This window comes from Magnetospirillum gryphiswaldense MSR-1 v2 (assembly GCF_000513295.1).
Lineage (GTDB): Bacteria > Pseudomonadota > Alphaproteobacteria > Rhodospirillales > Magnetospirillaceae > Magnetospirillum > Magnetospirillum gryphiswaldense.
Map to the genome: position 1 here is coordinate 236,450 of NC_023065.1, position 22,500 is coordinate 258,949.

19 protein-coding genes are annotated in these 22,500 nt (G+C 64.3%); 5 read left to right on the top strand and 14 right to left on the bottom strand.

Going from position 1 to position 22,500, the window contains the following annotated elements; genetic code table 11:
• Nucleotides 1–2: 2 nt before the first annotated feature.
• The 5 genes from MGMSRV2_RS01085 to MGMSRV2_RS01105 are packed head-to-tail and all read right to left on the bottom strand — an operon-like array spanning nt 3 to nt 5,725.
• Nucleotides 3–896 (bottom strand): branched-chain amino acid ABC transporter permease, encoded by an 894-nt coding sequence (locus MGMSRV2_RS01085; protein ID WP_024078459.1) that lies wholly within the window; start codon nt 894–896, stop codon nt 3–5.
• An 11-nt stretch (nt 897–907) separates the two neighbouring features.
• Nucleotides 908–2,842, bottom strand: coding sequence for a long-chain fatty acid--CoA ligase (locus MGMSRV2_RS01090; protein ID WP_024078460.1), 1,935 nt, complete (start codon nt 2,840–2,842; stop codon nt 908–910).
• Nucleotides 2,843–2,855: 13 nt separating this feature from the next.
• Nucleotides 2,856–3,662, bottom strand: coding sequence for an ABC transporter ATP-binding protein (locus MGMSRV2_RS01095; protein ID WP_024078461.1), 807 nt, complete (start codon nt 3,660–3,662; stop codon nt 2,856–2,858).
• Nucleotides 3,659–4,549: a 3-hydroxyisobutyrate dehydrogenase gene (mmsB, locus tag MGMSRV2_RS01100; RefSeq protein ID WP_024078462.1), complete on the bottom strand. Its 891-nt coding sequence runs from the start codon at nt 4,547–4,549 to the stop codon at nt 3,659–3,661. The genes MGMSRV2_RS01095 and mmsB overlap by 4 nt, the downstream gene beginning before the upstream one ends.
• A 36-nt stretch (nt 4,550–4,585) precedes the next feature.
• Nucleotides 4,586–5,725 carry an acyl-CoA dehydrogenase family protein gene (locus tag MGMSRV2_RS01105; protein WP_024078463.1) on the bottom strand — a complete coding sequence of 380 codons (1,140 nt, stop codon included), beginning with the start codon at nt 5,723–5,725 and terminating at the stop codon, nt 4,586–4,588.
• A gap of 272 nt (nt 5,726–5,997) precedes the next feature.
• Between MGMSRV2_RS01105 and MGMSRV2_RS01110 the strand changes: the two genes are divergently transcribed.
• From MGMSRV2_RS01110 to MGMSRV2_RS01130, 5 genes are all read left to right on the top strand, one after another.
• On the top strand, nt 5,998–6,663 hold the full coding sequence (locus MGMSRV2_RS01110; protein ID WP_024078464.1) for a GntR family transcriptional regulator: 666 nt from the start codon (nt 5,998–6,000) through the stop codon (nt 6,661–6,663).
• A gap of 127 nt (nt 6,664–6,790) precedes the next feature.
• Nucleotides 6,791–8,329, top strand: coding sequence for a malonate--CoA ligase (locus MGMSRV2_RS01115; protein WP_024078465.1), 1,539 nt, complete (start codon nt 6,791–6,793; stop codon nt 8,327–8,329).
• Nucleotides 8,326–9,354, top strand: coding sequence for an enoyl-CoA hydratase/isomerase family protein (locus MGMSRV2_RS01120; RefSeq protein ID WP_024078466.1), 1,029 nt, complete (start codon nt 8,326–8,328; stop codon nt 9,352–9,354). The genes MGMSRV2_RS01115 and MGMSRV2_RS01120 overlap by 4 nt, the downstream gene beginning before the upstream one ends.
• Nucleotides 9,355–9,380: 26 nt before the next feature.
• A complete protein-coding gene (locus MGMSRV2_RS01125; protein ID WP_024078467.1) occupies nt 9,381–10,142 on the top strand; it encodes an SDR family NAD(P)-dependent oxidoreductase in 762 nt (253 codons plus the stop codon).
• 112 nt (nt 10,143–10,254) lie between these two features.
• Nucleotides 10,255–11,034 (top strand): enoyl-CoA hydratase, encoded by a 780-nt coding sequence (locus tag MGMSRV2_RS01130; RefSeq protein WP_024078468.1) that lies wholly within the window; start codon nt 10,255–10,257, stop codon nt 11,032–11,034.
• Nucleotides 11,035–11,040: 6 nt separating this feature from the next.
• On the opposite strand, the gene MGMSRV2_RS01135 is transcribed toward MGMSRV2_RS01130, so the two are convergent.
• From MGMSRV2_RS01135 to MGMSRV2_RS01175, 9 genes are read right to left on the bottom strand one after another with little or no spacing between them, the layout of a single operon-like run.
• Nucleotides 11,041–11,994: a S1 family peptidase gene (locus MGMSRV2_RS01135; RefSeq protein WP_024078469.1), complete on the bottom strand. Its 954-nt coding sequence runs from the start codon at nt 11,992–11,994 to the stop codon at nt 11,041–11,043.
• A 35-nt stretch (nt 11,995–12,029) separates the two neighbouring features.
• Nucleotides 12,030–12,536, bottom strand: a complete 507-nt coding sequence (locus MGMSRV2_RS01140) for a hypothetical protein (protein WP_024078470.1) — start codon at nt 12,534–12,536, stop codon at nt 12,030–12,032.
• 14 nt (nt 12,537–12,550) lie between these two features.
• Nucleotides 12,551–13,279: a hypothetical protein gene (locus MGMSRV2_RS01145; RefSeq protein WP_024078471.1), complete on the bottom strand. Its 729-nt coding sequence runs from the start codon at nt 13,277–13,279 to the stop codon at nt 12,551–12,553.
• 17 nt (nt 13,280–13,296) lie between these two features.
• Entirely contained in the window at nt 13,297–14,856 is a 1,560-nt protein-coding gene (locus MGMSRV2_RS01150) for a formylglycine-generating enzyme family protein (protein WP_041633370.1), read from the bottom strand.
• Complete coding sequence (locus tag MGMSRV2_RS01155; protein ID WP_024078473.1) at nt 14,849–16,045, bottom strand: ABC transporter permease; 1,197 nt, start codon at nt 16,043–16,045, stop codon at nt 14,849–14,851. The genes MGMSRV2_RS01150 and MGMSRV2_RS01155 overlap by 8 nt, the downstream gene beginning before the upstream one ends.
• A gap of 19 nt (nt 16,046–16,064) precedes the next feature.
• The gene (locus MGMSRV2_RS01160) at nt 16,065–16,760 is read right to left on the bottom strand and encodes an ABC transporter ATP-binding protein (RefSeq protein WP_024078474.1); all 696 of its coding nucleotides are present in this window, start codon (nt 16,758–16,760) and stop codon (nt 16,065–16,067) included.
• Nucleotides 16,761–16,764: 4 nt separating this feature from the next.
• Nucleotides 16,765–18,756, bottom strand: a complete 1,992-nt coding sequence (locus tag MGMSRV2_RS01165; protein ID WP_024078475.1) for a vWA domain-containing protein — start codon at nt 18,754–18,756, stop codon at nt 16,765–16,767.
• Nucleotides 18,753–19,802, bottom strand: a complete 1,050-nt coding sequence (locus MGMSRV2_RS01170; RefSeq protein ID WP_024078476.1) for an SEL1-like repeat protein — start codon at nt 19,800–19,802, stop codon at nt 18,753–18,755. The genes MGMSRV2_RS01165 and MGMSRV2_RS01170 overlap by 4 nt, the downstream gene beginning before the upstream one ends.
• 1 nt (nt 19,803) lies before the next feature.
• Complete coding sequence (locus MGMSRV2_RS01175; RefSeq protein WP_024078477.1) at nt 19,804–22,497, bottom strand: putative virulence factor; 2,694 nt, start codon at nt 22,495–22,497, stop codon at nt 19,804–19,806.
• Nucleotides 22,498–22,500: the final 3 nt, after the last annotated feature.

Sequence of the window (22,500 nt, forward strand, 5' to 3'; positions counted from 1 at the left end):
GCCTAGACCCTTTCGATCTTGTGAGTGCCGAACAGGCCGTAGGGCTTGATCATCAGGATGATGATGAGCACGTAGAACGGCGCCACGGTGTAGAGGTTGCCCAGATGCAGCCATTGGCCGTCGACGTATTCGGCGAAGTTTTCGAGCAAGCCGATGATCAGGCCGCCGACGATGGCGCCGATGATGGAATCAAGCCCGCCGACGATCACCGCCGGGAACACCTTGATGCCGAAGAACGACAGTGCGCCCGACACGCCGTTGACCATGCCGACGACGACGCCGGCCAGGGCCGAGACCATGGCGGAAATGGCCCAGGCCATGGCGAAGACGTTCTTGACCGAGATGCCCAAGGATTGCGCCACCTGCTGGTTGAAGGCGGTGGCCCGCATGGCCAGACCCATGCGCGAATACTTGAAGAACCAGGCGAAGCCGGCCATGACCAGGACGGAAACCACCAGACTCATCAGATAGGCCGGCTGCACCTGCAACCCCAGCACGTCCACCGATTTGACCGGGAAGATTTCCGGGAAGGGTTGGACGTCGGCGCCGAAAATCCACTTAGTCACCGACTGGAAGAAGATGGACAGGCCGATGGTGACCATGATCACCGAGATGATCGGCTCGCCGATCAAGGGTCGCAGCACCACCATTTGCAGGGCGATGCCGAACACCATCATGAACAGGAAGGTGAGCGGGAACGAGAACCAGAACGGCAGGCCGGCGTCGACCACCAGCCACCAGCAGGTCCAGGCGCCGATCAGCAGGAACTCGCCCTGGGCGAAATTGACCACCTGGGTGGATTTGTAGATCAGCACGAAGCACATGGCGACCACGCCGTACAGCGTACCGACGATGAGCCCGTTCAAAAGCAATTGGAAAAGCAGATTGCCGGACATGGGGGCAACTCCTATTCGGCGGCTTGCGCGACGGTGGGGGGCGGCAGCAGGGTGATCACCTTGAGCTCGGTCTTGACCCTGGTGGTCGAGCCGTCCTGGAAGGTGATGACCGCATCCACCGGCACCATCGGGCGGTTCGCGTACATGGCATCGATGATGTCGCCGTACTTGTCGTTGATGACGCCGCGGCGGACCTTGCGGGTGCGGGTCAACTCGCCGTCATCGGCGTCGAGTTCCTTGTACAGCAGCAGGAATTTGCGGATGCGCTGGGGCTCGGGCAGGGTGGCGTTGACCTTCTCCACTTCCGAGCGCAGCAATTCATAGACCTGCTCTTGCGCCGAAAGATTGGTGTAGTTGGTGAAAGCGATGCCCTTTTGCTCGGCCCATTTCGACACGATGGAATAGCGGATGCAGACCAGCGCCGACAGATAGGGCTTTTCCGCCCCCAGGATCACCGCCTCGGCGATGAACGGCGAGAATTTCAGCTTGTTCTCGATGAACTGGGGCGAGAAACGGACGCCATGGGTGGTGGTGGCCAGATCCTTGATGCGGTCGATGACCACCAGATGGCCGTTTTCCTTCTTGATATAGCCGGCATCGCCGGTCTTCAGCCAATTACCGTCGACGATGTCGGCCTTCGACGCTTCCGGGTTCTTGTAATAGCCGGTGAACATGCCGTCGGTGTGGGCGACGATTTCACCGACGCCGTTATGGTCGGGATTGTCGATGCGCAATTGCGCGTCGTCGAACGGAATGCCGACGCTGTCGAAGTCGATGTCGTGGCCGCGGTGCACCGTATAGGCGCCGGCCAGTTCGGTCTGGCCGTAGATTTGCCGCAGCGGCACGCCCATGGCCAGGAAGAAGCGGAAGGTATCGGGACCAAGGGCGGCGCCGCCGGTGGCCGCCGACTTCAGATAGCTGAAACCGATGCGGTCCCTGAGCGCCTTGAACAGGATGCGGTCGGCCAGCCACGAGCGCTTGCCCTGGTCCAGCGCCTGCATGCCCAGCTTCATGCCCAGGTCGAACATGAAACGCTTGAAGCGGGTCGAATCCATCATGCGCGAGCGGACCTCGGCGGCGATGGCTTCCCAGGTCCGGGGCGCCAGCAGGACGAAATGCGGGCCGATTTCCCGCATGTCGGGCATCTGGGTTTCCGGTTCCTCGACGAAATTGACGATGTTGCGGCAGACCAGCGGCTGACCGACGGCGTAAATCTGCTCCATGATCCACGGCAGCGGCAGCATGGAGACGTAATTCTCGCCGGCGCTCTTTTCATCGGCGCGCAAATAGGCGGTGCAATGGCGCAGGAACGGCCCCGATTGCAGCATGGCCAGCTTGGGGTTCGACGTGGTCCCCGAGGTGGTCACCAGCACCGAGACGTCATCACCCTTGCCTTCATTGACTTCGGCCTCGAAACGGCCCGGTTCGCGTGCGGCCAGTTCGTCACCCTTGGCCCGCAAATCGCCGGCGAAGATCAGCTTGTCGTCCTGATACTTGCGCATGCCGCGCGGGTCGAAATAGACGATGTGGCGAAGGCTGGGTACCTCGGGAGCGATTTCCAGGAGCTTGTCGACCTGCTCCTCATCCTCGGCCAGCACCACGGTGGCAGCAGTGTAATTGAGCAGATAGGCCACTTCGGCGTTCATGCTGTCCTGGTAGACGCCCATGGACAGCGCGCCGATGGAATGCGCGGCCAATTCGCCCCACACCCATTCCGGGCGGTTCTTGCCCAAGATGGCGACCACATCGCCGCGCTTCACTCCGGTGGCGGCCAGGCCCAGGGCGAGGCGGCGGACTTCGTTCAGGTAATCGGTCCAGGTGAACAGATTCCAGATGCCGAATTCCTTTTCCCGCATGGCCACGTCGTTGGGCCAGCGGCGCGCGTTTTCGCACAACAGCTTGGGAAAAGTGTCGAACTTGGCGGTATCGTTATAGTCGTGGCTCATCGTCATTCCCCTGTCAGGCCACGGCTTCGGCGGCTTTCTCTTCGTCTTCGTCGACGCCGAGATAGGCCACCTTCACGCGTTCATTGCTCATGATGTCGTCGGGCAGGCCATCGGCGATCTTGCGGCCGAATTCCAGCACGATGACCCGATGCGAGATGTCCATGACCACGCCCATGTCGTGTTCGATCATCACCACGGTCATGCCCCATTCCTCGTTCAGATCGACGATGTAACGGGCCATGTCCTCCTTTTCTTCCAGGTTCATGCCGGCCATGGGTTCATCCAGCAGGATGATCTTGGGCTCGACCGCCATGGCCCGGGCCAGTTCCACCCGCTTGCGCAAGCCGTAAGACAGGGTGCCGGCGGTGGCTTTGCGGATATGGGCGATTTCCAGGAAGTCGATGATGTCTTCCACCTTGCGGCGATGCGCCAACTCTTCCTTTTGCGCGCCGGCCCAGTACAGGCCGCCGGTGAGGAAGTTGTTCTTCAACAGGTGGTGGCGCCCGACCATGATGTTGTCGAGCACGCTCATATGGCCGAACAGCGCCAGATTCTGGAAGGTGCGGCCGATGCCGATGGTGGCGCGCTGGTTGGGCGTCATGCCGGTGACGTCGCGGCCCTCGAAGAACACCCGCCCGGCGGTGGGCTTATAGCGGCCCGACACGCAATTGAGCATGGAGGTCTTGCCGGCGCCGTTGGGGCCGATGATCGAGAACAATTCGCCCTTGTTGACGTGGAAGTTCACTTCCGTCAGGGCGCGGACGCCGCCGAAGCCAAGCGAGACGTCGCGGACCTCCAGCAGCGGCGAGGTGGTGCTCATTTCGCCCCCCGCAACATGTTGATGATGCCGGAAAAGTCGGTGCCGGCATGGCCGGCGCCGGCGAACAGGGCATAAAGCTGGCTGGCCTGGCTGCCCAGGGGCACTGAGGCGCCGGCCTTGCTGGCCGCTTCCACCGCCAGCTTCAGATCCTTCAGCATCATGGCGGCGGCGAAGCCGGGCTGATAGTCGCGGTTGGCCGGGCTGGTCGGCACCGGGCCGGGCACCGGGCAATAGCTGGTCATCGACCAGTTTTGCCCCGACGACTTGGACGAGATGTCGAACAGCTTCTGCGCGTCCAGGCCCAGCTTTTCCGCCAGGGCAAACGCCTCGCAGGTGCCGATCATGGAAATGCCCAACAGCATGTTGTTGCAGATCTTGGCGGCCTGACCGTTACCGGCGCCGCCGGCATGGACGATATTCTTGCCCATGGCTTCCAGGATGGGCAGGGCCTTGGCGAAGGAGTCGTCCGAGCCGCCGACCATGAAGGTGAGCGTGCCGGCCTCGGCCCCGCCGACGCCACCCGAGACCGGGGCATCGACCATCAATTGGCCGTTGGCTAGGGCAGCCGCCGCCACCTCGCGGGCGCTGGCCACGTCGATGGTCGAACTGTCGATGAACAGGCAGCCCTTGGGCGCGCGGGCCATCACGCCGGCTTCGCCCAGATAGACCGACTTCACATGCTCGCCCGCGGGCAGCATGGAGACCACCACGTCGGCACCCTCCGCCGTGTCGGCGGCCTTGTCCACCACGGTGGCGCCGGCCTCGGTGGCGGCCTTTTTCGCCGTCTCCGACAGGTCGAAGGCGCGGACCTTGTGTCCCGCCTTCAGCAGGTTGCGCATCATGGGGCCGCCCATGTTGCCCAGGCCGATGAAGCCAATCATAGCCATATCCTCGTCTCCTTCCCTGTTCGCGCCGTTTTGTTTTTAGACCTGGGTCAAAGCCCGGCCGATGATGACGCGCATGATTTCGTTGGACCCTTCCAGGATGCGGTGCACGCGCAGATCACGCAGATACCGCTCGATCGGGTATTCCTTGATGTAGCCGTAGCCGCCGAACAATTGCAGCGCCCGGTCGACGACGGAAAAACCGGTATCGGTGGCCAGACGCTTGGCCATGGCGCACAAGGTGGTGGCGTTGGCCTCCTTGGCATCCAGGGCGGCAGCGGCCCGGTGCAGCAACAGGCGCGCCGCCTCCAACTCGGTGGCCATGTCGGCCAATTGGAACTGGGTGTTCTGGAAGGCGCTGACGGCTTGGCCGAATTGCTGGCGCTGGTTGGTGTAGTCCACCGCCAGCCGGATGCATTCGCGCGCGCCGCCCAAGGAACAGGCGCCGATATTCAGCCGCCCGCCGTCCAGCCCCTTCATGGCGATCTTGAAGCCTTCGCCCTCGGCGCCGATGCGGTTGGCCACCGGCACCCGGCAATCCTCGAAGATGACGGCACAGGTGGGCTGGCTTTTCCAGCCCAGCTTCTTTTCCGGCTTACCGAAGGACAGGCCGGGTGTGCCCTTTTCCACCACCAGACAGGAAATGCCCTTGGGGCCGGGGCCGCCGGTGCGGACCATCACCACATAGACGTCGGACGAGGCGCCGCCGGAAATGAAGGCCTTGGACCCGTTCAGCACATAATATTCGCCGTCGCGTTCGGCCTTGGTGCGCAAGCTTGCGGCATCCGACCCGGCACCGGGCTCGGTCAGGCAATAGCTGGCGAACTTGCTCATGCGGGTGAGGTCGGGCAGCCAGCGGGCGCGCTGGTCGTCGCTGCCGAAGCTGTCGATCATCCACGCCGCCATGTTGTGGATGGAGATATAGGCGGCGGTGGACGGGCAGGCGGCGGCCAGTTCCTCGAAGATCAGCGCCGCATCCAGCCGCGTCAGCGCCGATCCGCCCACGTCTTCCTTGACGTAGATGCCGGCGAAACCCAGTTCAGCCGCCTTGCGCAACGCATCAACGGGGAAGATTTCCTCTTCGTCCCAATGGGCGGCATGGGGCGCCATCTCGCCGGCGGCGAAATCGCGGGCGGCATTCTGGAAGGCTTCCTGATCTTCGGTCAGGCTGAACTGCATCTCGGTTTCATCCCTGCGTGTTCAAAAACGAACATACGTTTTTTTAATGGCGACGCAAGAGGGATGATTGACCCACCTCCCGTACGTTGCCTCTCGTCCTCGGAAACTCTGTCGGTTTCCTGTTGGACGATGGCTCAGGGGTAACACAACGCAAATCGGCAGTCCAGTGTCTGTATACGCAAGTGTATTTTTTTGTGTGCGAAAAATGCGCAACTTGGGTACCTTGGGCGAAAGGTATATAAAGTCCCGCAGCGAACGGGAGGCGAGGGGATATGGCAGCCAAGAAGAATGATAAGTCATCGACACGGGCCGACGAGATCCGTCAGGTGATCGAGGCCGAGATTTTCTCGGGCACGCTGCGGCCCGGCACCCGGCTGGACGAGGAAAGTCTGGCGGCGCGCTTCGGTCTGTCGCGCACCCCGGTACGCGAGGCCATCTTGCAACTGGTCTATTCCGGTCTGGTGGTCAAACAGCCGCGTCAAGGGGCCGAGGTGGCCCCCCTTGATCTGCACCGCATGGTGCAGATGTTCGAGGTAATGAGCGACATTGAGGGGCTTTGCGCCCGCTACGCCGCGCGGCGGATGTCGGTCGAGGAAAAGGCGGCGTTGGAGGCCATGCATGCCCGTTCCGGGGTGCTGTGTCAGGCGCGCGAACTGGACGAATATTACGCCGTCAACCATGCCTTCCACGAGGCCATCTACAAGGGCAGCCACAATGTGGTGTTGCAGGACATGGCCCGCTCGCTGTTCTCGCGTCTCGCCCCCTATCGCCGCTACCAGCTCAATCACCCCAAGCGCATTGACGAATCCTGTGCCGAGCATGGCGAGGTTCTGGATGCCATCATCGCCGCCGATCCCGACCGTGCCCAGGCGGCCATGCGCAAGCATGTGACCATTCAGGCGGATATTTTCTCGGAATTCGTATCCATCATGCGATAGTCTGTATCCAAGAATGTAATTTTCTGGATACAAAGCTCTGGTCTGACGAACATCCCTGTGCTAGTCCTTGGACGCTGAATTTCGCGTCGGCCGTCAGAGCCGACCGTTCCAGGGAGGATGTTCACCCATGCCCGGCAATCTGTTCGCGCTGTTCCAGTCGCGCTTTCCCGCCGACCGTTCGCGCCCCTTCATCATCGTTCCCGATGCCGTCACCTATTCCTATGCTGACCTCGAGGCCCGCTCGGCCCAGTTCGCCCATGTGCTGGTGGCGTCGGGCGTCACCCCGGGCGACCGGGTGGCGGTGCAGGTGGAAAAGTCGCCCGAGGCGATTTTCGTCTACATGGCCTGCTTGCGCACCGGCGCCGTGCTGCTGCCCCTCAACACCGCCTACCAGCCCGAGGAATTGGAATTCTTCCTGTCCGACGCGGCGCCGGCGGCGGTGATCTGCCAGCCGGCACGGGCGGCGCAATTGCAAGCCATCGTCGACAAGACCGGCATCAAGGCGCGGTTGCTGACCCTGGGGGCCGACAACAGCGGCACCCTGGTCGATGAGGCCGCCGGTCAGTCGACGGATTTCACCACCATCGAGCGCACCGGCGGCGAGGTGGCCTCGATCCTCTATTCGTCGGGGACCACCGGACGGCCCAAGGGCGCGATGATGAGCCATGACAATCTGGCCGCCAATGCCCAGACCCTGCACAAATTGTGGGGCTGGCAGCCCGACGACGTATTGCTGCACGCGCTGCCCATCTTCCACACCCATGGCCTGTTCGTCGCCACCAATTGCGTGTTGTTGAACGGCAGCCCGATGATCTTCTGCGCCAAATTCGACGCCGAGCAGGTGTTGGATTTGTTACCGCAGGCGAGTGTGTTCATGGGCGTGCCCACCTTCTATACCCGCCTGCTGACCAGCCCGCGGCTGAACCCGGACACCTGCCGCCATATGCGGCTGTTCATTTCCGGTTCGGCGCCGCTGTTGAGCGAGACCTTCAACGACTTCGCCGCCCGCACCGGCCATACCATCCTGGAACGTTATGGCATGACCGAGGGCGGCATGTTCACCTCGAACCCGCTGGTGGGGGCGCGCAAGGCCGGTACCGTCGGCCCGGCCTTGCCTGACATGCAGGTCCGCATCACCGATGAGGCCGGCAATACTCTGCCCCAGGGCGAGGTCGGCGGCATCGAGGTCAAAGGCCCCAACGTCTTCATCGGCTATTGGAACATGCCGGAAAAGACCAAGGCGGAATTCACCGCTGACGGTTTCTTCAAGACCGGCGATGTGGGCGTTATCGACAGCGACGGCTATGTCGCCATCGTCGGACGGGCCAAGGATCTGATCATCTCGGGCGGCTACAACGTCTATCCCAAGGAAGTGGAAGACGCCATCGACCGCATGGACGGGGTGGTCGAATCCGCCGTCATTGGCATGCCGCACCCGGATTTCGGCGAGGCGGGTCTGGCCGTCATCGTCGCCGAGAAGGGCCGGGACTTGTCGGCGGGTGCCATGCTGGCCGATCTCAAGGGCCGGCTGGCCAATTACAAGGTGCCCAAGCAAATGGTCTTCGTGCCCGAATTGCCGCGCAACGCCATGGGCAAGGTGCAAAAGAACGTACTGCGCGAGTCTTACGCCGAGATGTGGAAAGCCAGCCTGGAGAAGGCGTCGTGAGCGCGGCGGAAATCATCTTCGAGCGGGTGGGCAATCTGGGGCGTATCATCCTCAACCGGCCCAAGGCGTTGAATGCCCTGACCCTGGATCAGGTCCATGCCATGCATCCGCAACTGGATGTATGGGCCAATGATGACAGCGTCGGTGCGGTGATCATCGAAGGGGCGGGGGAAAAGGCGTTTTGCGCCGGCGGCGACATTCGGGCGTTGTATGAGGCCTGCAAGGCCGGGCAGATGGAGTACGTCGCGTCCTTCTATCGCGACGAATACCGCCTTAACCGCAAGATCAAGACCTATGGCAAGCCCTATATCGCCCTGATGGATGGTATCGTCATGGGCGGCGGCGTCGGTGTTTCGGTGCATGGGCGCTATCGCGTCGCCACCGAACGCACGCTGTTCGCCATGCCGGAAACCGGCATCGGCTTTTTTCCCGATGTGGGCGGCGCCTATTTCCTGCCGCGCTGCCCCGGCAAGATCGGTCTGTATCTGGGCCTGACCGGCGCACGATTGAAGGCCGCCGATTGCCTGCATGCCGGCATCGCCACCCATTACGTCGACTCGGCCCGGCTGGGAGAATTGCGCGCGGCCTTGGCCCAGGCGGACGACGTCAAGGCGGTGCTGGACGAGTTCCATCGCGATCCGGGACCGGCCCCCCTGGCGGCGCATGGTGCGGTCATCGACCGTTGCTTCGCGGCCTCCAGCTTCAATGGTGTGCTGGCAGCCCTGGCGGCGGAAGGAGAGGGGTTCGCAGCCGACACCCTGGCCGCCATCCTGGCCAAGTCGCCCACCGCTGGCAAGGTTGCGTTCATGCAGATCAATCGGGGCGGCGCCTTGGATTTCGATGCCTGCATGGGCATGGAATTCCGCCTGTCGCAGGTTTATGCCCCGGCGGCGGATTTCATCGAAGGCATCCGCGCGGTGATCATCGACAAGGATGGTAAGCCGGTCTGGACTGAAGCCGCCAGCGACGAGGCGGTGACCCGGGCTTTCGCCACCATACCGGCCTGCGGCGATCTGACGTTTTAAAAACAAAATCCCAGGGAGGGACTTTCATGGACATCCGTAACGTGGCCGCCATCGTCACCGGCGGCGGCTCGGGCCTGGGCGCCGAAACCGCCCGCGCCTTGGCCAAGCAGGGCGCCAAGGTCGCCGTGCTCGATCTGAATGAGGCCAATGTCCAGGCTGTCGCCGCCGAAATCGGCGGCATCGGCCTGGTCTGCGACGTCACCAGCGCCGAATCGGTGGAAGCAGCCCTGGCCGCCGCCCGCGAAGCTCACGGCATCGCCCGCATCGCCGTCAATTGCGCCGGGGTGGCGACGCCGGGCAAGGTGGTCGGACGCAAGGGGCCGCTGGCGCTTGACGCTTTCGCCAAGGTGATCCAGATCAACCTGATCGGCACCTTCAACGTCATGCGGCTGGCCGCCGCCGACATGCTGGGACTGGAGCCCTTGGACACCGGCGAACGCGGCGTGGTGGTCAACACCGCCTCCATCGCCGCCTTCGACGGTCAGATCGGGCAGGTCGCCTATGCCGCGTCCAAGGGCGGCGTCGCCAGCCTGTCGTTGCCGGCAGCGCGTGAATTCGCCCCCGCCGGTATCCGTGTCATGGCTATCGCTCCGGGTTATTTCGGCACCCCCATGGTGAACGGAATGCCGCAAGAAGTGTTGGATTCGCTGGTGGCGTCCACCTTGTTCCCCCATCGTCTGGGCCTGCCGGAAGAATACGCCCGCATGGTTTTGTCCATCATCGATAACCCCATGCTCAACGGCAGCACCATCCGCCTGGATGGCGCCGTGCGCATGCCGGCGCAGTAATTCATCAAGTGACACGGATGGACACGGATAAACACGGATGAATTAATCTTCTTCGTCTATCCGTGTTTATCCGTGTCCATCCGTGTCATGAAAAGAAACAGGGAGATTTTTCATGACCGCTTACGAAAACATCCTGGTGGAAACCCATGGAAAAGTCGGCCTGGTCCGGCTGAACCGCCCGCAGGCGCTGAACGCCCTGTCCACCCCGCTGTTCATTGATCTGGCCCAGGCCCTGGATGCGTTCCAGGCTGACGACGGCATCGGCTGCATCGTCCTGACCGGCTCGCCCAAGGCCTTCGCCGCCGGCGCCGACATCAAGGAAATGAAGGATCTGTCCTTCATGGACGTCTATTTCCAGGATTTCTGCAACACCGGCTGGACCCACGTGACCACTATCAGGAAGCCGGTGATCGCGGCGGTGGCCGGCTATGCCCTGGGTGGCGGTTGCGAACTGGCGATGATGTGCGATTTCATCATCGCCGCCGACAACGCCAAATTCGGTCAGCCGGAAATCAATCTGGGCACCATGCCCGGTGCCGGCGGCTCGCAGCGCCTGACCCGCGCCGTCGGCAAGGCCAAGGCCATGGAGATGTGCCTGACCGGTCGGCAGATGGATGCCGCCGAGGCCGAGCGCGCCGGTCTGGTCAGCCGTATCGTGCCCCTGGCCGATCTGGAGGCGGAAGCCCTGAAGGCGGCGGAAAAGATCGCGTCGTTGTCGCTGCCGGTGACCATGATGGTCAAAGAGGCGGTCAACGCCGCCTTTGAAACCACTCTGGCCGAAGGCGTGCGCTTCGAGCGCCGTTTGTTCCATTCCACCTTCGCCATCCTTGACCGCAAGGAAGGCATGGCCGCTTTCGCCGAAAAGCGACCGGCCAATTTCATCAATCGCTGACGAGGGTCATTTCCCGGTGCACCCACCCGAGGCGATGGTGGGGCTGACGCCGTTGGCACGCAGATAATTGGTCAGATCATTGGCGGCCAGCGCGAAACCGGCGCTGGTCCCTTGCTTTATGGCCACATTGATGAAGGTGTTGATCCCCAGCACCCGCCCGCACATGTCCACCAGCGGGCCGCCGCTATTGCCGCCCGAGATGGGGGCGGAATGGGCGATCACCGGCAGGCCGCGGTCGCGGTTCTGCACCGCCATGATGGCGCCCTGGCTCATGGCCAGTTCGGGCATGGCCTTCATGTCGCCCTTGATCAGGGCGCGGAAATTCATGTCGGTGTCCAGCAGCAGGCCGGGGAAGCCGGCGGCGACCACGTTGGACAATTCGCCCGCATCCAGCACCAGCGGCAAGGTGGTGCCGGCCTTGACTCCATTCACCCGCAAGATGGCATAGTCGCGTTCGTTCTGGCCCTGGCTGTTGGTGCGGGCGATGATCTGTGCCGGCATGGGGGCGGCAAGGCCGCGCCCGATCACCATCACCTGGCCCGATTTGGCGCTGCTGATCACATGGTTGTTGGTGACGACGATGTCGGGGGTGATGAAAAAGCCCGACCCAGTGTCGTTGTCGGCGATCACCAGCACTACCGCCTTGTGCAGACGGTCGACAAGATCCTTGCGCGAGAGGGGCTGGACGTCGCCCTTCACTTCGGCGGCGGGCGTGTCGATTTTAGCGATCGTGTCGGCTTTACCGTCCCCGAGGGCGGTGGGGCCAGCCTTCAACAAGGCGGCGGCGGCCGGGTCGGCGCAGACATCGCCAGCCAAGGCGGCTTTCAAGGCTTCCGCCCGTTGCCGCAGCGACTGGACCTGCGCCTCTTTCTCCGCCACCGGATCAGGGGTCTGGGCAAAGGCATTCCCTGCCGAGGCCAGCAAGGCGGCGGTCATCAGCAAACGTGGCCAAAACCCCATGCTCTTTGCTCCATCTTCTTCGAATGGTTTACGGTCTAACGGCGGATCAGCAAATCCACTTCACGGTTCAGCGCCTCGCGTTCGCGGCGCAAGGCTTCCAGCCGCTTTTGCTTTTCCGCCTCATTGGTGACGCTGTCTTGCTCGACCATGTTGGTCTTGGCCTGCAAGCCGTCGATCTGCTGGTTGAGGGCGGCGACCTCGGCCTTTTTCTTGGCATTGGCCTTTTCCGCCGCCGCCAGACGGCTGCGCATGGTGGTGAGTTCGCGCTGGAAGCTGGCATAGCGGGCTTCGGCAGCGTCGCGCTCGGCCTTGACGTCGGCGCTTTGGGCGTTGGCGCGTTCGAGCGAGCGGGTTTGCTGCAAATTGACGTCTTGCTCGTTTTCCAGCGTCTTCTGCCGCTCGTTCACCCGCTTGTCATAGGTGCCGTCGGACAGGTTCTTCATGCCCGAGAAGAAGCCGCCCTTGGCCGGGTCGTCATTGGTGGCGCAGGCGGCCAAGGTGGTGGTCAGGCCGAGAACGGCCAACAGGCGCAGGATGGTCATGGGGCTTTCCTTTCTCAGCCGACGCGGGAGACGGTGCGGCGCTGGGCCAGCGAATCCCGTTCCGCCTCAAGCTGGGCGATCTGCTTTTCCAGGGTGCTGATTTCCTCGTTCATGGCGCGGACCTTGCTTTTCGGGGCGCCGCGCGTGGTCTGGCTGGCGGCGTCGGCATAATTGGTCTGGCGCTTGCGTAATTCAGCGATGGTGTTGTCGAGATAGGCTTTGTTGTCGTCCACCGCCGCGATCTTTTCCTTGGCCTGGGCCATGGTGATCTTGCCCGCCGCCAGATCCTTGTCGATCTGGTCCAGGCGGGCCTTGTCGGCGACGATCACCTGCTGGGTGGCGGTGACCAGACCGGCCAGCCGCTGGTTCTCGGCCTTGACGTCGGCGATCATGGAATCCAGCTGTTCTTCCTTGGTGGCGTATTTTTCCTGCTTGTCGGCCACATAGGCGCCGACACCGCCGCCGATGGCGGCACCGGCGACGCAGCCGATGGCGCCGTCGGCCAGCATGGTGTTCTTTTTGCCGCCACCGGCGGCACCGATCAGGATGCCGGCCAGGATGCCGGCGGCGCAGCCAGCGGCGGCGCCTTCGAAGATGGTCTGGTTATAGGTGTCGGCCTGCTCGCGCATGCGTTGTTCGGCCGGGGTGAGCGGACGGTTGTTGGCGCCGGTGGTCTGGCAGGCGGACAGCAGCAGGCTGACCGAAAGCGACAGCGCCACGGCCTTGGCGGACTTGTTCATCATCTTTTTCCCCTCGGTCCTCATTGCATCTTGTTCCAGTCCGCCAGCCACTGGCTGCGCGCCACTTTCCGGTCCTTCTGATATGCCGAAACATGGGCGAAATTACGGTCCAAATATGGCTTCAGTTCGCCCAGTCCCATGCCTTGCAGTTCGACCAGCAAAATCTGCATCTGCCGTTTCAGCACCTCGGGGCCATAATCCTCGGCGGTGCGGATCAATGAATCGGCATAATAGCGCAAGTTTCCATCCATCACCGCCTGTTCGCGGTCCAATTGGTCCTTGAACGCCTTGGTGCGCGGGTCGTCGGCATTGCCGCCATCGACGCGGGCCTTATAAAGCTTGGCCAGGGCATCGACGGCGCGGCTGTCATCGGCCAGCTTGCGGCCCAAGAAGGCGCCCAGGCGCAACGATGCCTTGGCGGCGCGGTCGCGCTGTTCGTCGCGGGCGGCGATGTTGGCGCGCAGGCTGGTTTGCAGGTTCTGCAACCGGGTCTTGGTCGCTGTGTCGGGTGAGGACTTGGCCAGCAAGGCCAATTCCTCCAGCGGGTCGTCGCTGGCCTTGGCCTCGGTCGGTTTGTTGTCGGGGGCGGAGACCGCGCCCAGCTTGCTCCAGCCCGCTTGGGCGGCGCGCAGCCGGTCCGCCGAGGTCAGCACCGGTGCCGCCACCACGATGCGCAGGCCGGTGGTCTTGCTGCGGCGCGGCGCGTCGCCGTCATAGAACGGCACTTCCTGGCGATAGCTGGCGCGCATGTCGGCTTCGGCGGTCAGGTAATTGCCGCCCCGGACGACGAAGGCGCCGACCTGACCGTGCAGACGATCCAACCGGCTGAGGCGGAACGGTTCGAGGGCGATTTCGTCGACGTTGCCCAAGATGTCGTGCAGGCCCAACGGGTTGGGCTGCAACAGCCCGGTCAGTTGCGGCTTGCCGTTGGCCGATTGGCTGCCGGCGAACCACACATAGCGGGCCATGCCCTCGGGCATGGGGAACAGGCGTTCGTTGAATTCCGCCGGCGACGCCTTGATGCCGCCCCGGGCGGCGAATTCCCATTCCACCTCGGTGGGCAGACGGGCATAGCCCATCTCGCCGTCTTCCTTGGGCAGCTTGGCGGCAGCGTTCTTGCGCAGCCACTGGCTGTAGCGGTCGGCGAAATTGACGGAATCGATCCAACTGAGTTCCGTCTTGGGCAGGCGCTTGGCCATGCTGGGCTTGGCCGGGCAGTCGCCGCCGGCCATCACCGCCTCGTACTGGGCCTCGGTCACTTCGTATTTGGCCATCAGCACATAACGCTGGGTCTTGCCGTCGCTGAAACTGCCGGCCACATGGGCGGTGCGCGCCCCTTCGGCGAAGCCGCGCGCTTCGTCCTGGATGCCGATGGTGACCGCATAATCGGCATAGACGGAATCACCGGGCACCGACAGCTTGCGAAAGGCCATGGCGCCGCCGCAGGGCAAGGGCAGCACCACGTCGCCATCGGCGGGCTTGGGGTTGAACAGCTTGTCGTCCCAGGTCTCCGCCGCGACGGCGATCCCCGGCGCTAGGGCGAACAGGGCCGCCAGGGCAAGGGGGCGAAGGTCAAACATCACGCAGGCTTTCCGCCGGATCGATGCGCAGGGCACGATATCCCCCCAAGGTTGAAGCGATCAGGGCAAGGATGAAGGTCGCCGCCACCGCCACCGCCACATCCATGGGGCGCAGCAGGCAGACGAATTCCTCGCGGTTGAGGTTGCTGGCCAGCGACACGTTGACCAAGTGGGCGACGCCATAGGCCAGCATCACCGACAGCACGGCCCCGGCCACGGCGATCAGCCCGGCCTGGATGGCGGGAAAGGCCAGGGCGGCCACGGGCGGAAAGCCCAACAGCCGCATCAGCGCCAGTTCGCGCCGCTTGCGGTCCACATTGGCCCACAGGCTGGAAGCCAGCGACAGCACATAGCCGCCCACCGCCAACCCGGCGACGATGGCGAAGATGAAACCCAAGGTGCGGTCCACCGCTTTGACCATCTCGATGTCGTCGGCGCGGGTGCGCACCTCCAGCCCCTCGGCCCGCAGGCGGTCGGCCAGCCCCGCCACCCCGTCGAGGGAGCGGGCGAACAGCCGGGCACTGGAAAACGGGCGCTCGCCCACGGCCAGGGGCGTGTCGCGGCCATCGCGGTAATCCTCGGCGGCGACCAGCAAATCCAGCGAGACGAAGGCCGCGTCGCGACCGAAGGCCGCTTCCGGCAGGATGGCGGCGACGGTGAGCGGCAGGCGCCGGGCCTGACGTTCGCCGCCCAATGTGCGCGAGATCAGGGCGGTGACGGTGCCGCCGGCACTCACCCCCAATTGGCGGGCGGCGCTGTGGCTCAGCAAGATGCGGTCCTGGCCCTGGGGCGGCGCTTGCCCGCGCAGCAACGGATCATTGCTGGCCGAGGGCACCATTTCCGCCCCGGCCAGGGACCGACCGTTTTCCCCCACCAAATCCAAGGTGGCGGCGAGCGAGCGGGTGCGCGGGATGATAAAGCCGGTGTCGCCGTGGGTGCGCAATTCCGCGAACCATTTCGGCCCCAACTGATAGGTGCCGACGATCATCACCTCCAGATTGCGCGGATCGGCCAGCAGGCGGTCGCGCAAGGTGGTGACGATGCCCGATTTCAGCCCGAACAGCACCAGAAGCGGCGCCAGCACGGCGGCCAGGGCCAGGACCAGACAGGCCGACACCCGCCAATCATGGATAAAATCGGCCACGGCCAGACGCCAGGTGCTGAGGGCGGGGGGGGGAAGCAGGCGCATGATCGTGGTCCTCCTTCCGTCAGCCGGCGAAGCGGGTTTGGTTGCCGCCCGGTTGCGCCTCGACCCGGCGCAGGCCGAAGCGGGACAGCAGATCCCAATCATGGCTGACCACCACCACGCCCAGGCCCAATTCGGCGGCCAGGGCCAGCAGCAAGTGCATCACCGCCGCCGCATGCGTGGGGTCGAGCGAGGCGGTGGGCTCGTCGGCCAGGACCAGGGGCGGGCGGTGGGCCAGGGCGCGGGCGATGGCGACGCGCTGGCGTTCGCCGATGGACAGCATGGCCGGTTTCTTGTGCAGCAATCCGCCCAGCCCCAGGGCATCGATCAGTCGCTTTTCGCCGTTCGGGTCGGCGGGCAGGCCCAGCAGATCGCGCGACAGCCGGATGTTGTCCAAAACGGTGATGAAGGGCAGAAGACCGCCGGTTTGCAAAACATAGCCGATGGATTGCGCCCGCAGCCGGGCCAGATCGGTCTGGCGCCCGCCCGCCCACAAGGCGGCGACGTCGCTGCCGGCCAGGGTGAAGCGGCCCGGACGGCTTGGTCGCAGCACCAGCCCGACCACGTCCAGCAATGTGCTTTTGCCCGATCCCGACGGGCCGGTGATGCCCACCGCCTCGCCCCGATGCACCGACAGCGCGTCGATGGCCAGGGCGAAGCCCTCGGCTCCGCCGCGTTGGCACACCAGATCAGAGATGTCGAGCAGGCGGTCGGTCATGATGTCAGGGCAAGGCGTCGAGCGGCAGCGGATAGACCGCCTCGCCCGGATCGGCGCCGCCGTCGAGCGCCACCCAGCGATCGACGTCGTCATGGTAAATCTGGTACAGGCGCAGCTTGCGGTTCACCTCGTCCAAAAAGGCCTGTTGCTGGCTGATGCTCCAGCTCGACCACGTCTGCTGGTCGATATCCAGCACCTTGCTGCGATAGGGCAGGCCGTCGAGATATTCGCCCATCAGCCCGAGGTCGGCCAGCTTGACGGCGTTGGGGTTGTTGATGGCATTGGGGTCGCGCCCCAAAACCGCCGCCGCCGAACGCATGCGGGCGAAAAAGTCGTTGGGCGACAATTGCGCCGCCTGACCGGCCTTGGCGATGCTTTGCAGCACCTGCTGCATGTCCGACAACTGGCTTTTGGTCAGCAGCACCCGCACCTCGGTGGTGGCGATGTCGGGCTTGACCAGATCGCGGTCGGTGACCCAGGCGCTGAACAAGGGCGGCGCCCTGGTGCCCTCGACCCGGCCCAGATAGGCCAGTTGCATGGCGTGGCCCAGCATGGTGGCATCCATGCGGATGCGGCTACCCTCGTCCTTGGGCGCCGACTTGCTGTAATTGGGATCGGCGGTACGGGCGGCGCCCGCCGTCTCCTCGCCGCGATAGGCGCCGTTGACTTGGGCGACGATGGTTTCGGCCAGGGTGTCGACCATTCGGCCGAACTGATCGACGGCGCCGGCATCCACCGGATAATAAAGCGGCGCCGACAGCAGTGGGTGGCCGGACAGCACCTTGTACTGGGATTCCGCTTCGGCGTGGTTGTCCTTACCCGCCGGCGTCTTCAGGTGCAGGGTATAGATGGCCAGACCGCGATGCAGTGCTTCCAGTCGCACCTGTTCGGCATCCAGCTTGGTCGACGACAGCGGATCGCCGCCGCGCAATGCCCCGGCATCGGTGATCAGCACCACGTAACGCCCGCCGAAATCGGTCCACGGCACCTGATTGACCGCCGTCATCAGGCCAGCATAGGAATCCTCGCTGAAACGGGCGGTGGAGACGCTGGCGCCCTTCAGTCCGGCGACGCGCTTTTGGAAGTCCTGGCCGTCCTTGACCTGGGACGGGTCGGCATAAAGCCGTGACGTATATTCCAGCCCCGGCGACGCCTGCACGTTGGAGCGGAAGGCGACCAGCCCGAACTTGACGCGGTCGGCCAGACCGGCCTTGTCGATCTTTTCAGTGATGCGCTGCACGGCGTTGCGGGTGCGGTCGATATAGGGGTCCATGGACATGGTGGAATCGATGACGAAGACCACCGCCGCGCGGAAGTTCTTCAACAGGCTGGCGTGGTTCTTGTCGGTGCCGGCATTGCTGTCTTTCTTGTCGGCCTGGGCGCTGACCGAGGCGATGTGCAGCAGCCGCACCCGGTGGCCCTGGCCGGAAAAGGTTTCCTCGGCGTCCAGGATGGGCAGCAGATAGAATTGCTTGGTGATGTCCACATGGGTGGCCGGCTCCTGCGATACCACCCTGGGATCGCCCTTGCCCGAATCCATGGCCTTACGCAGCGGCTGCACCATTTGCCCCGGCTTGTCGGCCTCGACGATGGCGGCCAGGTCCTTGCGGTCGTTGAACATCAAGGCGCGGTCGCGCCCGGCCGGATTGGTGAAGGCCAGGGTCAGTTGCTGCTTCCACGGCAAGGTCAAATCCTCGCGCAGCCAGCCGTCGGTCTTGCCCTTGGCGGTCAGGCCCACTTCCAGCCAATCCACGCCGCCGACCTTTTGGCGGGAATAGACGTAAAAGCGGGTCAGTGCCGGTTGCTGGGCGCCGGGGCCGTCGCCGGCCTGACGTTTCAGCACGGCGCCGGGGCGGCTGAGCACGCGCTGATACAGCGTCTTCTTGCCTTCCATCAGCAAGGGCGCGCGCTCGGCGGCGAACGCAGCCGGCAGATGGGCGGTGAAAACGGCGCCGAGGGCGGCCAGGGCGGCCAAAGTGGGGATCGTGCGGATCATTTCAGCTTTTCCAGCAATTCCTTGGCCTTGGCATCGCCGGCATCGGCGGCCTTCTTCAGCCAGTCGCGGCCCTTGTCGTGTTGGAAACCGCTGGGGGTCAACCCGACCATGATCTTGCCCAACTGGCGCTGGGCTTCCACATTGCCGGCCTGGGCCGCCGGTTCATACCAATAGGCGGCGGTTTCGGCATCGGCCTGGGGCATGGGGCTGGTCTTGGTGCTCCAGCTTTCCGGGTCGTACATGCGGGCCACCGCCAAGCCGGCCTCGGCACTGCCGCCACGGGCCGCGTGCTGGAACAGCAGCATGGCGAAATCCAGCTTGCCCCGTTCCACCAGCTTCAACGCCGTCTGATAGGATTTGTCGGCCTCGGGCGTCGCCTGGATGTACTTGGCCAGATCCTCGCGCGTGTTGATCTCGCTGGGCGCTTCGGCGGTTTGCGTCACCACCGGCGCATTATCCTGGGCCACCGGCGTTTCATCTTTTTTGCTGAACAGCAGGAAATAGGCGGCGATACCGCCGGCCACCAGCAAAGCGGCGATGCCGGCGGCGATCAGCGGCAGCTTCGAGGTGTCGCGTTCCGCCGGTTGCGACGAAATGGGCGGCTCGCCCGCGAAGACCGGCTGGGGGGCGGGCATGGGTTCCGGCTCCGGCTCGGGTTCCGGCGGTGGTGCCACGATCTCGGGGGCGGGGGCCATACTGGCTTGCAGGTGTGAGCCGAACAGCTTGTCGGTCTTGACCCGGCCTTCTTCCTCCCGGCCATCAAGGCGCACGGTCAATCCGACGATGTCCGATGGCCCCAGCAGGGCCAGCGGATCGACCAGATCGGGGCCGACGCGACCGACCAGGGCATTGCCTTCGCCGAACAATTCGGGCAGCGGCAGCCATTGTTCCTCGTTGTGCCATTGGCGGTCGGCGCCCAGGCTGGTCTTGCCGTTGATGCGGGTCAGCCGCATCTGGCCCAGGCCCGGATTGGTCCCGCCCAGGCCGATGATTTTCAAGCCCGCCTGGCCGGGCGTGTCACCGATGATCTCGACCTTGATGGGCATCTTACGCTCCCGCGCTGGTAAGTTGGGGGGCGCCCAGGCTGGCGCCGGCAATGATGTTCAGGATTTTGCCCAGGCGTTCGTTCTGCTCGGGCGTGATCTCGCTGCCGGCGGCGTGGCCGGCATTGGCGATGGCGGTGGCGCGGAAGGCCTCGAACCAATCGGTGATGTAGAGGCCGGAATAGGGCACTGGATTGGCGTCGAGCACCGGCAAGGTGCCGGTCGGGATCGCTGCCGGCGGACGGAAGATGGGGCGCCCCGGCATCATCGAGGCCGGACGGCCCGTGATCTCGGTCTGTGAAAAACCCAGATAATCCACATAATCGTTGATGATGGTGGTGACCACCAGCACCTGCTGGTCGGCCAGTTTGCTGCGGGTGGCGGCAGCGCGGTTGCTGGCCTTGTGCAAGGCATCCACCAGCTTTTCTTCCAGCCGGAAGCGCATGGCGCCGGTGATCACCTCGTCCACCAGGGCTTGCAGGATGTCGCTGGTAAGGCCGAGGAAGGTCTGCAATTCCTGGCTTTCCGGCAATTGCCGCAATTGCTTCAGCCAGTCGCTGATCGCCGCCTTGGCGAACAGGGCGGCACGTCCGCTGGGGGCGGGGGCGGGGGCCGGCGCCGCGTCGGCGACGGGGGCGGCGAAGATGTCGAGCGAGATCAAGCCGCCGCCGCCAAAGGCCGGGGCAATGGTGCCGGCGGGGCTTTCCACCGCCTCGTCCTCGGCCTTCAGATAAAGCGAGCGCAGATGTTCCGACGACGGCTGCAAGGCGCGCAGCACCTCGGCGAACGAGGTCGGGCGCTGACGCAGACCGCCCAGGACCACCTCGACCAGCCGTTTCTTGCGTTCCACCTCGTCGGCGCCGTCGGCGCGATAATAGGCGCCCAACTGGATCTCCACCAACTCGCGTTGCAGATGATCCACCTGTTCGCCGATGCGTTCCAACTTGTTGCTGACATGGGCGACTTTACGCAGATGGCCGACCAGCCGGCTCATGCCGCCGTCGTCGCAGCCGATCATGGCGTCCCAGGTGGGGCCGGGCTCGGCCACATGGCGCTGGACCATACGGTTATTGCTGAAGGTGGCGCGCATGCGGTCGATATCGGCCTGGACGTCGGCCTTGACCGCCAATTCCCGCTCGTCATCCAGATCGAAGATGCCCTTGGACATGCCGGGCTTGCGCACCATGAACAGATTGTCGAAGGCCTTGCCGCCCGACCATTCCTGCACCCAAGGAGCCTTTCCGAAGCGTTCCAGCAAGGCCAAGGTCAGCATGCCGTCCCACTTCATCTCCAGATTGCTGTCGCTCTGGTTCAGGCTGTCGCCCAGGCGTTTGTCGAACATGGTCAAGGCCCACAGCAGGCCGGGGGCGCGGCGGGCGCGCTCCGCCGGGCTGGTGCCCTGGGTGGCGGCGACCCAACTGTCGAGAACCGGCCCCAGGGCGGTGATATTGATCTGCTGGTCGGACGGGTTGCACAAGACCAGGACGTTCATTTCCTGGTCGTCGGTGTAGCGCTCGAACAGATAGGCGACCTTGCCGCGCAGCAGCAAGGTGCCGACCGGGTCCGAGCCCTCGTCCGTCGCCGCCGCCTGGGCCACCGCCGTCAAGCCCATGCGACCGCGATAGCCGGGGAAGTCGAGCAGGTCGAGCTCTTCCAGCAGATCGACGCGCGGCGCTTCGGCCAGACCGAAGACCATTTCCTTGGTCAGTGCCGCCAGGATCGAGCGTTGCAGCTTGATTTCGGCCAGGGGCTGGCCGTCGACCACCGGCAGCACGCCGACCAGATCGTCGGTGTCGGTGCCGAAGCGCACCCGTACCGCATCCACATTCATGATGGAATTGCTTTGGGAATAGACGCCGCCGGTTTGTTCCACCAGGGCCGAGGTCGGCGCGTGCACTTCGGTGGCGAAGGACAGGCTTTGCAGAAATTGCCGCAGCTTGGCATAGGCGTCGGTGAATTCCGGCAATTCGCCCCATACCAGGGCGAACAGACGGGCGCGGTCGGCGGGCAGCAGATAGGGGGCCAGACCGATGGCGGTGGGCCAGAACAAGCCGGCCAGCGGTTCGTTCGACTTTTTGAAGCGGCGGTCGAAATAATCGGACAGATCGACCACGTCGTCTTCATCCATGCCGCCGGTGGGCTTGGCCTGTCGGCGGCCCTGCAATTCCTTCAGCCTTGCCAGGATGGTTTCCTGGGGGATGTCGAAATTAGCGCGCTCGCGGTCGAAATCCAGGAAGAAGCTGTTACCCAGAATCTTCACCATGTCCGCTTCGTTCAGCAGCGACAGCAGCACCGGATAGCCATGGGTGGTGATGGGCTGCTTGCGGGTGAAGCGGGTGACCAGACCGGTGGCTTCCTTGCCGCCGCCGGGCGGGTTGATGTGGTCGATGAAGTCCAGCCGCTCGCCATCCAACACGGTTTCCAGCCGTCCGTTGTCGCCGCGCGCCAAGGACGAGATCAGATAGGACTTGCCGGCCTGCGACAGGCCGAAAAAGCCCGCCGACATGGGCCGTTTGGCCGCTTGGCCCAGGCGCCGCGCCAAGTTGCGGCTGCGGCGCAGCCGTTCGATCAGGCCGTCGGCGTCGCGGTCCAGGCGTTGGGCGCCGGGGCGCACCTCGGCGACCCAGCCGATGGCCTGTCCGGCCCCCTGGTACAGACCCTGGCACCGCTTGGAAAGAATATCGGGAGTCCTGCTCACGTC

Bases quoted from the DNA above. Each gene is read 5' to 3' on its own strand.
- MGMSRV2_RS01135 (WP_024078469.1), bottom strand. From the start codon at position 11,994: ATGGGGTTTTGGCCACGTTTGCTGATGACCGCCGCCTTGCTGGCCTCG.
- MGMSRV2_RS01165 (WP_024078475.1), bottom strand. From the start codon at position 18,756: ATGATCCGCACGATCCCCACTTTGGCCGCCCTGGCCGCCCTCGGCGCC.
- MGMSRV2_RS01105 (WP_024078463.1), bottom strand. From the start codon at position 5,725: ATGCAGTTCAGCCTGACCGAAGATCAGGAAGCCTTCCAGAATGCCGCC.
- MGMSRV2_RS01160 (WP_024078474.1), bottom strand. From the start codon at position 16,760: ATGACCGACCGCCTGCTCGACATCTCTGATCTGGTGTGCCAACGCGGC.
- MGMSRV2_RS01125 (WP_024078467.1), top strand. From the start codon at position 9,381: ATGGACATCCGTAACGTGGCCGCCATCGTCACCGGCGGCGGCTCGGGC.
- mmsB (WP_024078462.1), bottom strand. From the start codon at position 4,549: ATGGCTATGATTGGCTTCATCGGCCTGGGCAACATGGGCGGCCCCATG.
- MGMSRV2_RS01110 (WP_024078464.1), top strand. From the start codon at position 5,998: ATGGCAGCCAAGAAGAATGATAAGTCATCGACACGGGCCGACGAGATC.
- MGMSRV2_RS01115 (WP_024078465.1), top strand. From the start codon at position 6,791: ATGCCCGGCAATCTGTTCGCGCTGTTCCAGTCGCGCTTTCCCGCCGAC.
- MGMSRV2_RS01150 (WP_041633370.1), bottom strand. From the start codon at position 14,856: ATGTTTGACCTTCGCCCCCTTGCCCTGGCGGCCCTGTTCGCCCTAGCG.
- MGMSRV2_RS01130 (WP_024078468.1), top strand. From the start codon at position 10,255: ATGACCGCTTACGAAAACATCCTGGTGGAAACCCATGGAAAAGTCGGC.
- MGMSRV2_RS01090 (WP_024078460.1), bottom strand. From the start codon at position 2,842: ATGAGCCACGACTATAACGATACCGCCAAGTTCGACACTTTTCCCAAG.
- MGMSRV2_RS01095 (WP_024078461.1), bottom strand. From the start codon at position 3,662: ATGAGCACCACCTCGCCGCTGCTGGAGGTCCGCGACGTCTCGCTTGGC.
- MGMSRV2_RS01140 (WP_024078470.1), bottom strand. From the start codon at position 12,536: ATGACCATCCTGCGCCTGTTGGCCGTTCTCGGCCTGACCACCACCTTG.
- MGMSRV2_RS01085 (WP_024078459.1), bottom strand. From the start codon at position 896: ATGTCCGGCAATCTGCTTTTCCAATTGCTTTTGAACGGGCTCATCGTC.
- MGMSRV2_RS01170 (WP_024078476.1), bottom strand. From the start codon at position 19,802: ATGCCCATCAAGGTCGAGATCATCGGTGACACGCCCGGCCAGGCGGGC.
- MGMSRV2_RS01155 (WP_024078473.1), bottom strand. From the start codon at position 16,045: ATGCGCCTGCTTCCCCCCCCCGCCCTCAGCACCTGGCGTCTGGCCGTG.
- MGMSRV2_RS01145 (WP_024078471.1), bottom strand. From the start codon at position 13,279: ATGATGAACAAGTCCGCCAAGGCCGTGGCGCTGTCGCTTTCGGTCAGC.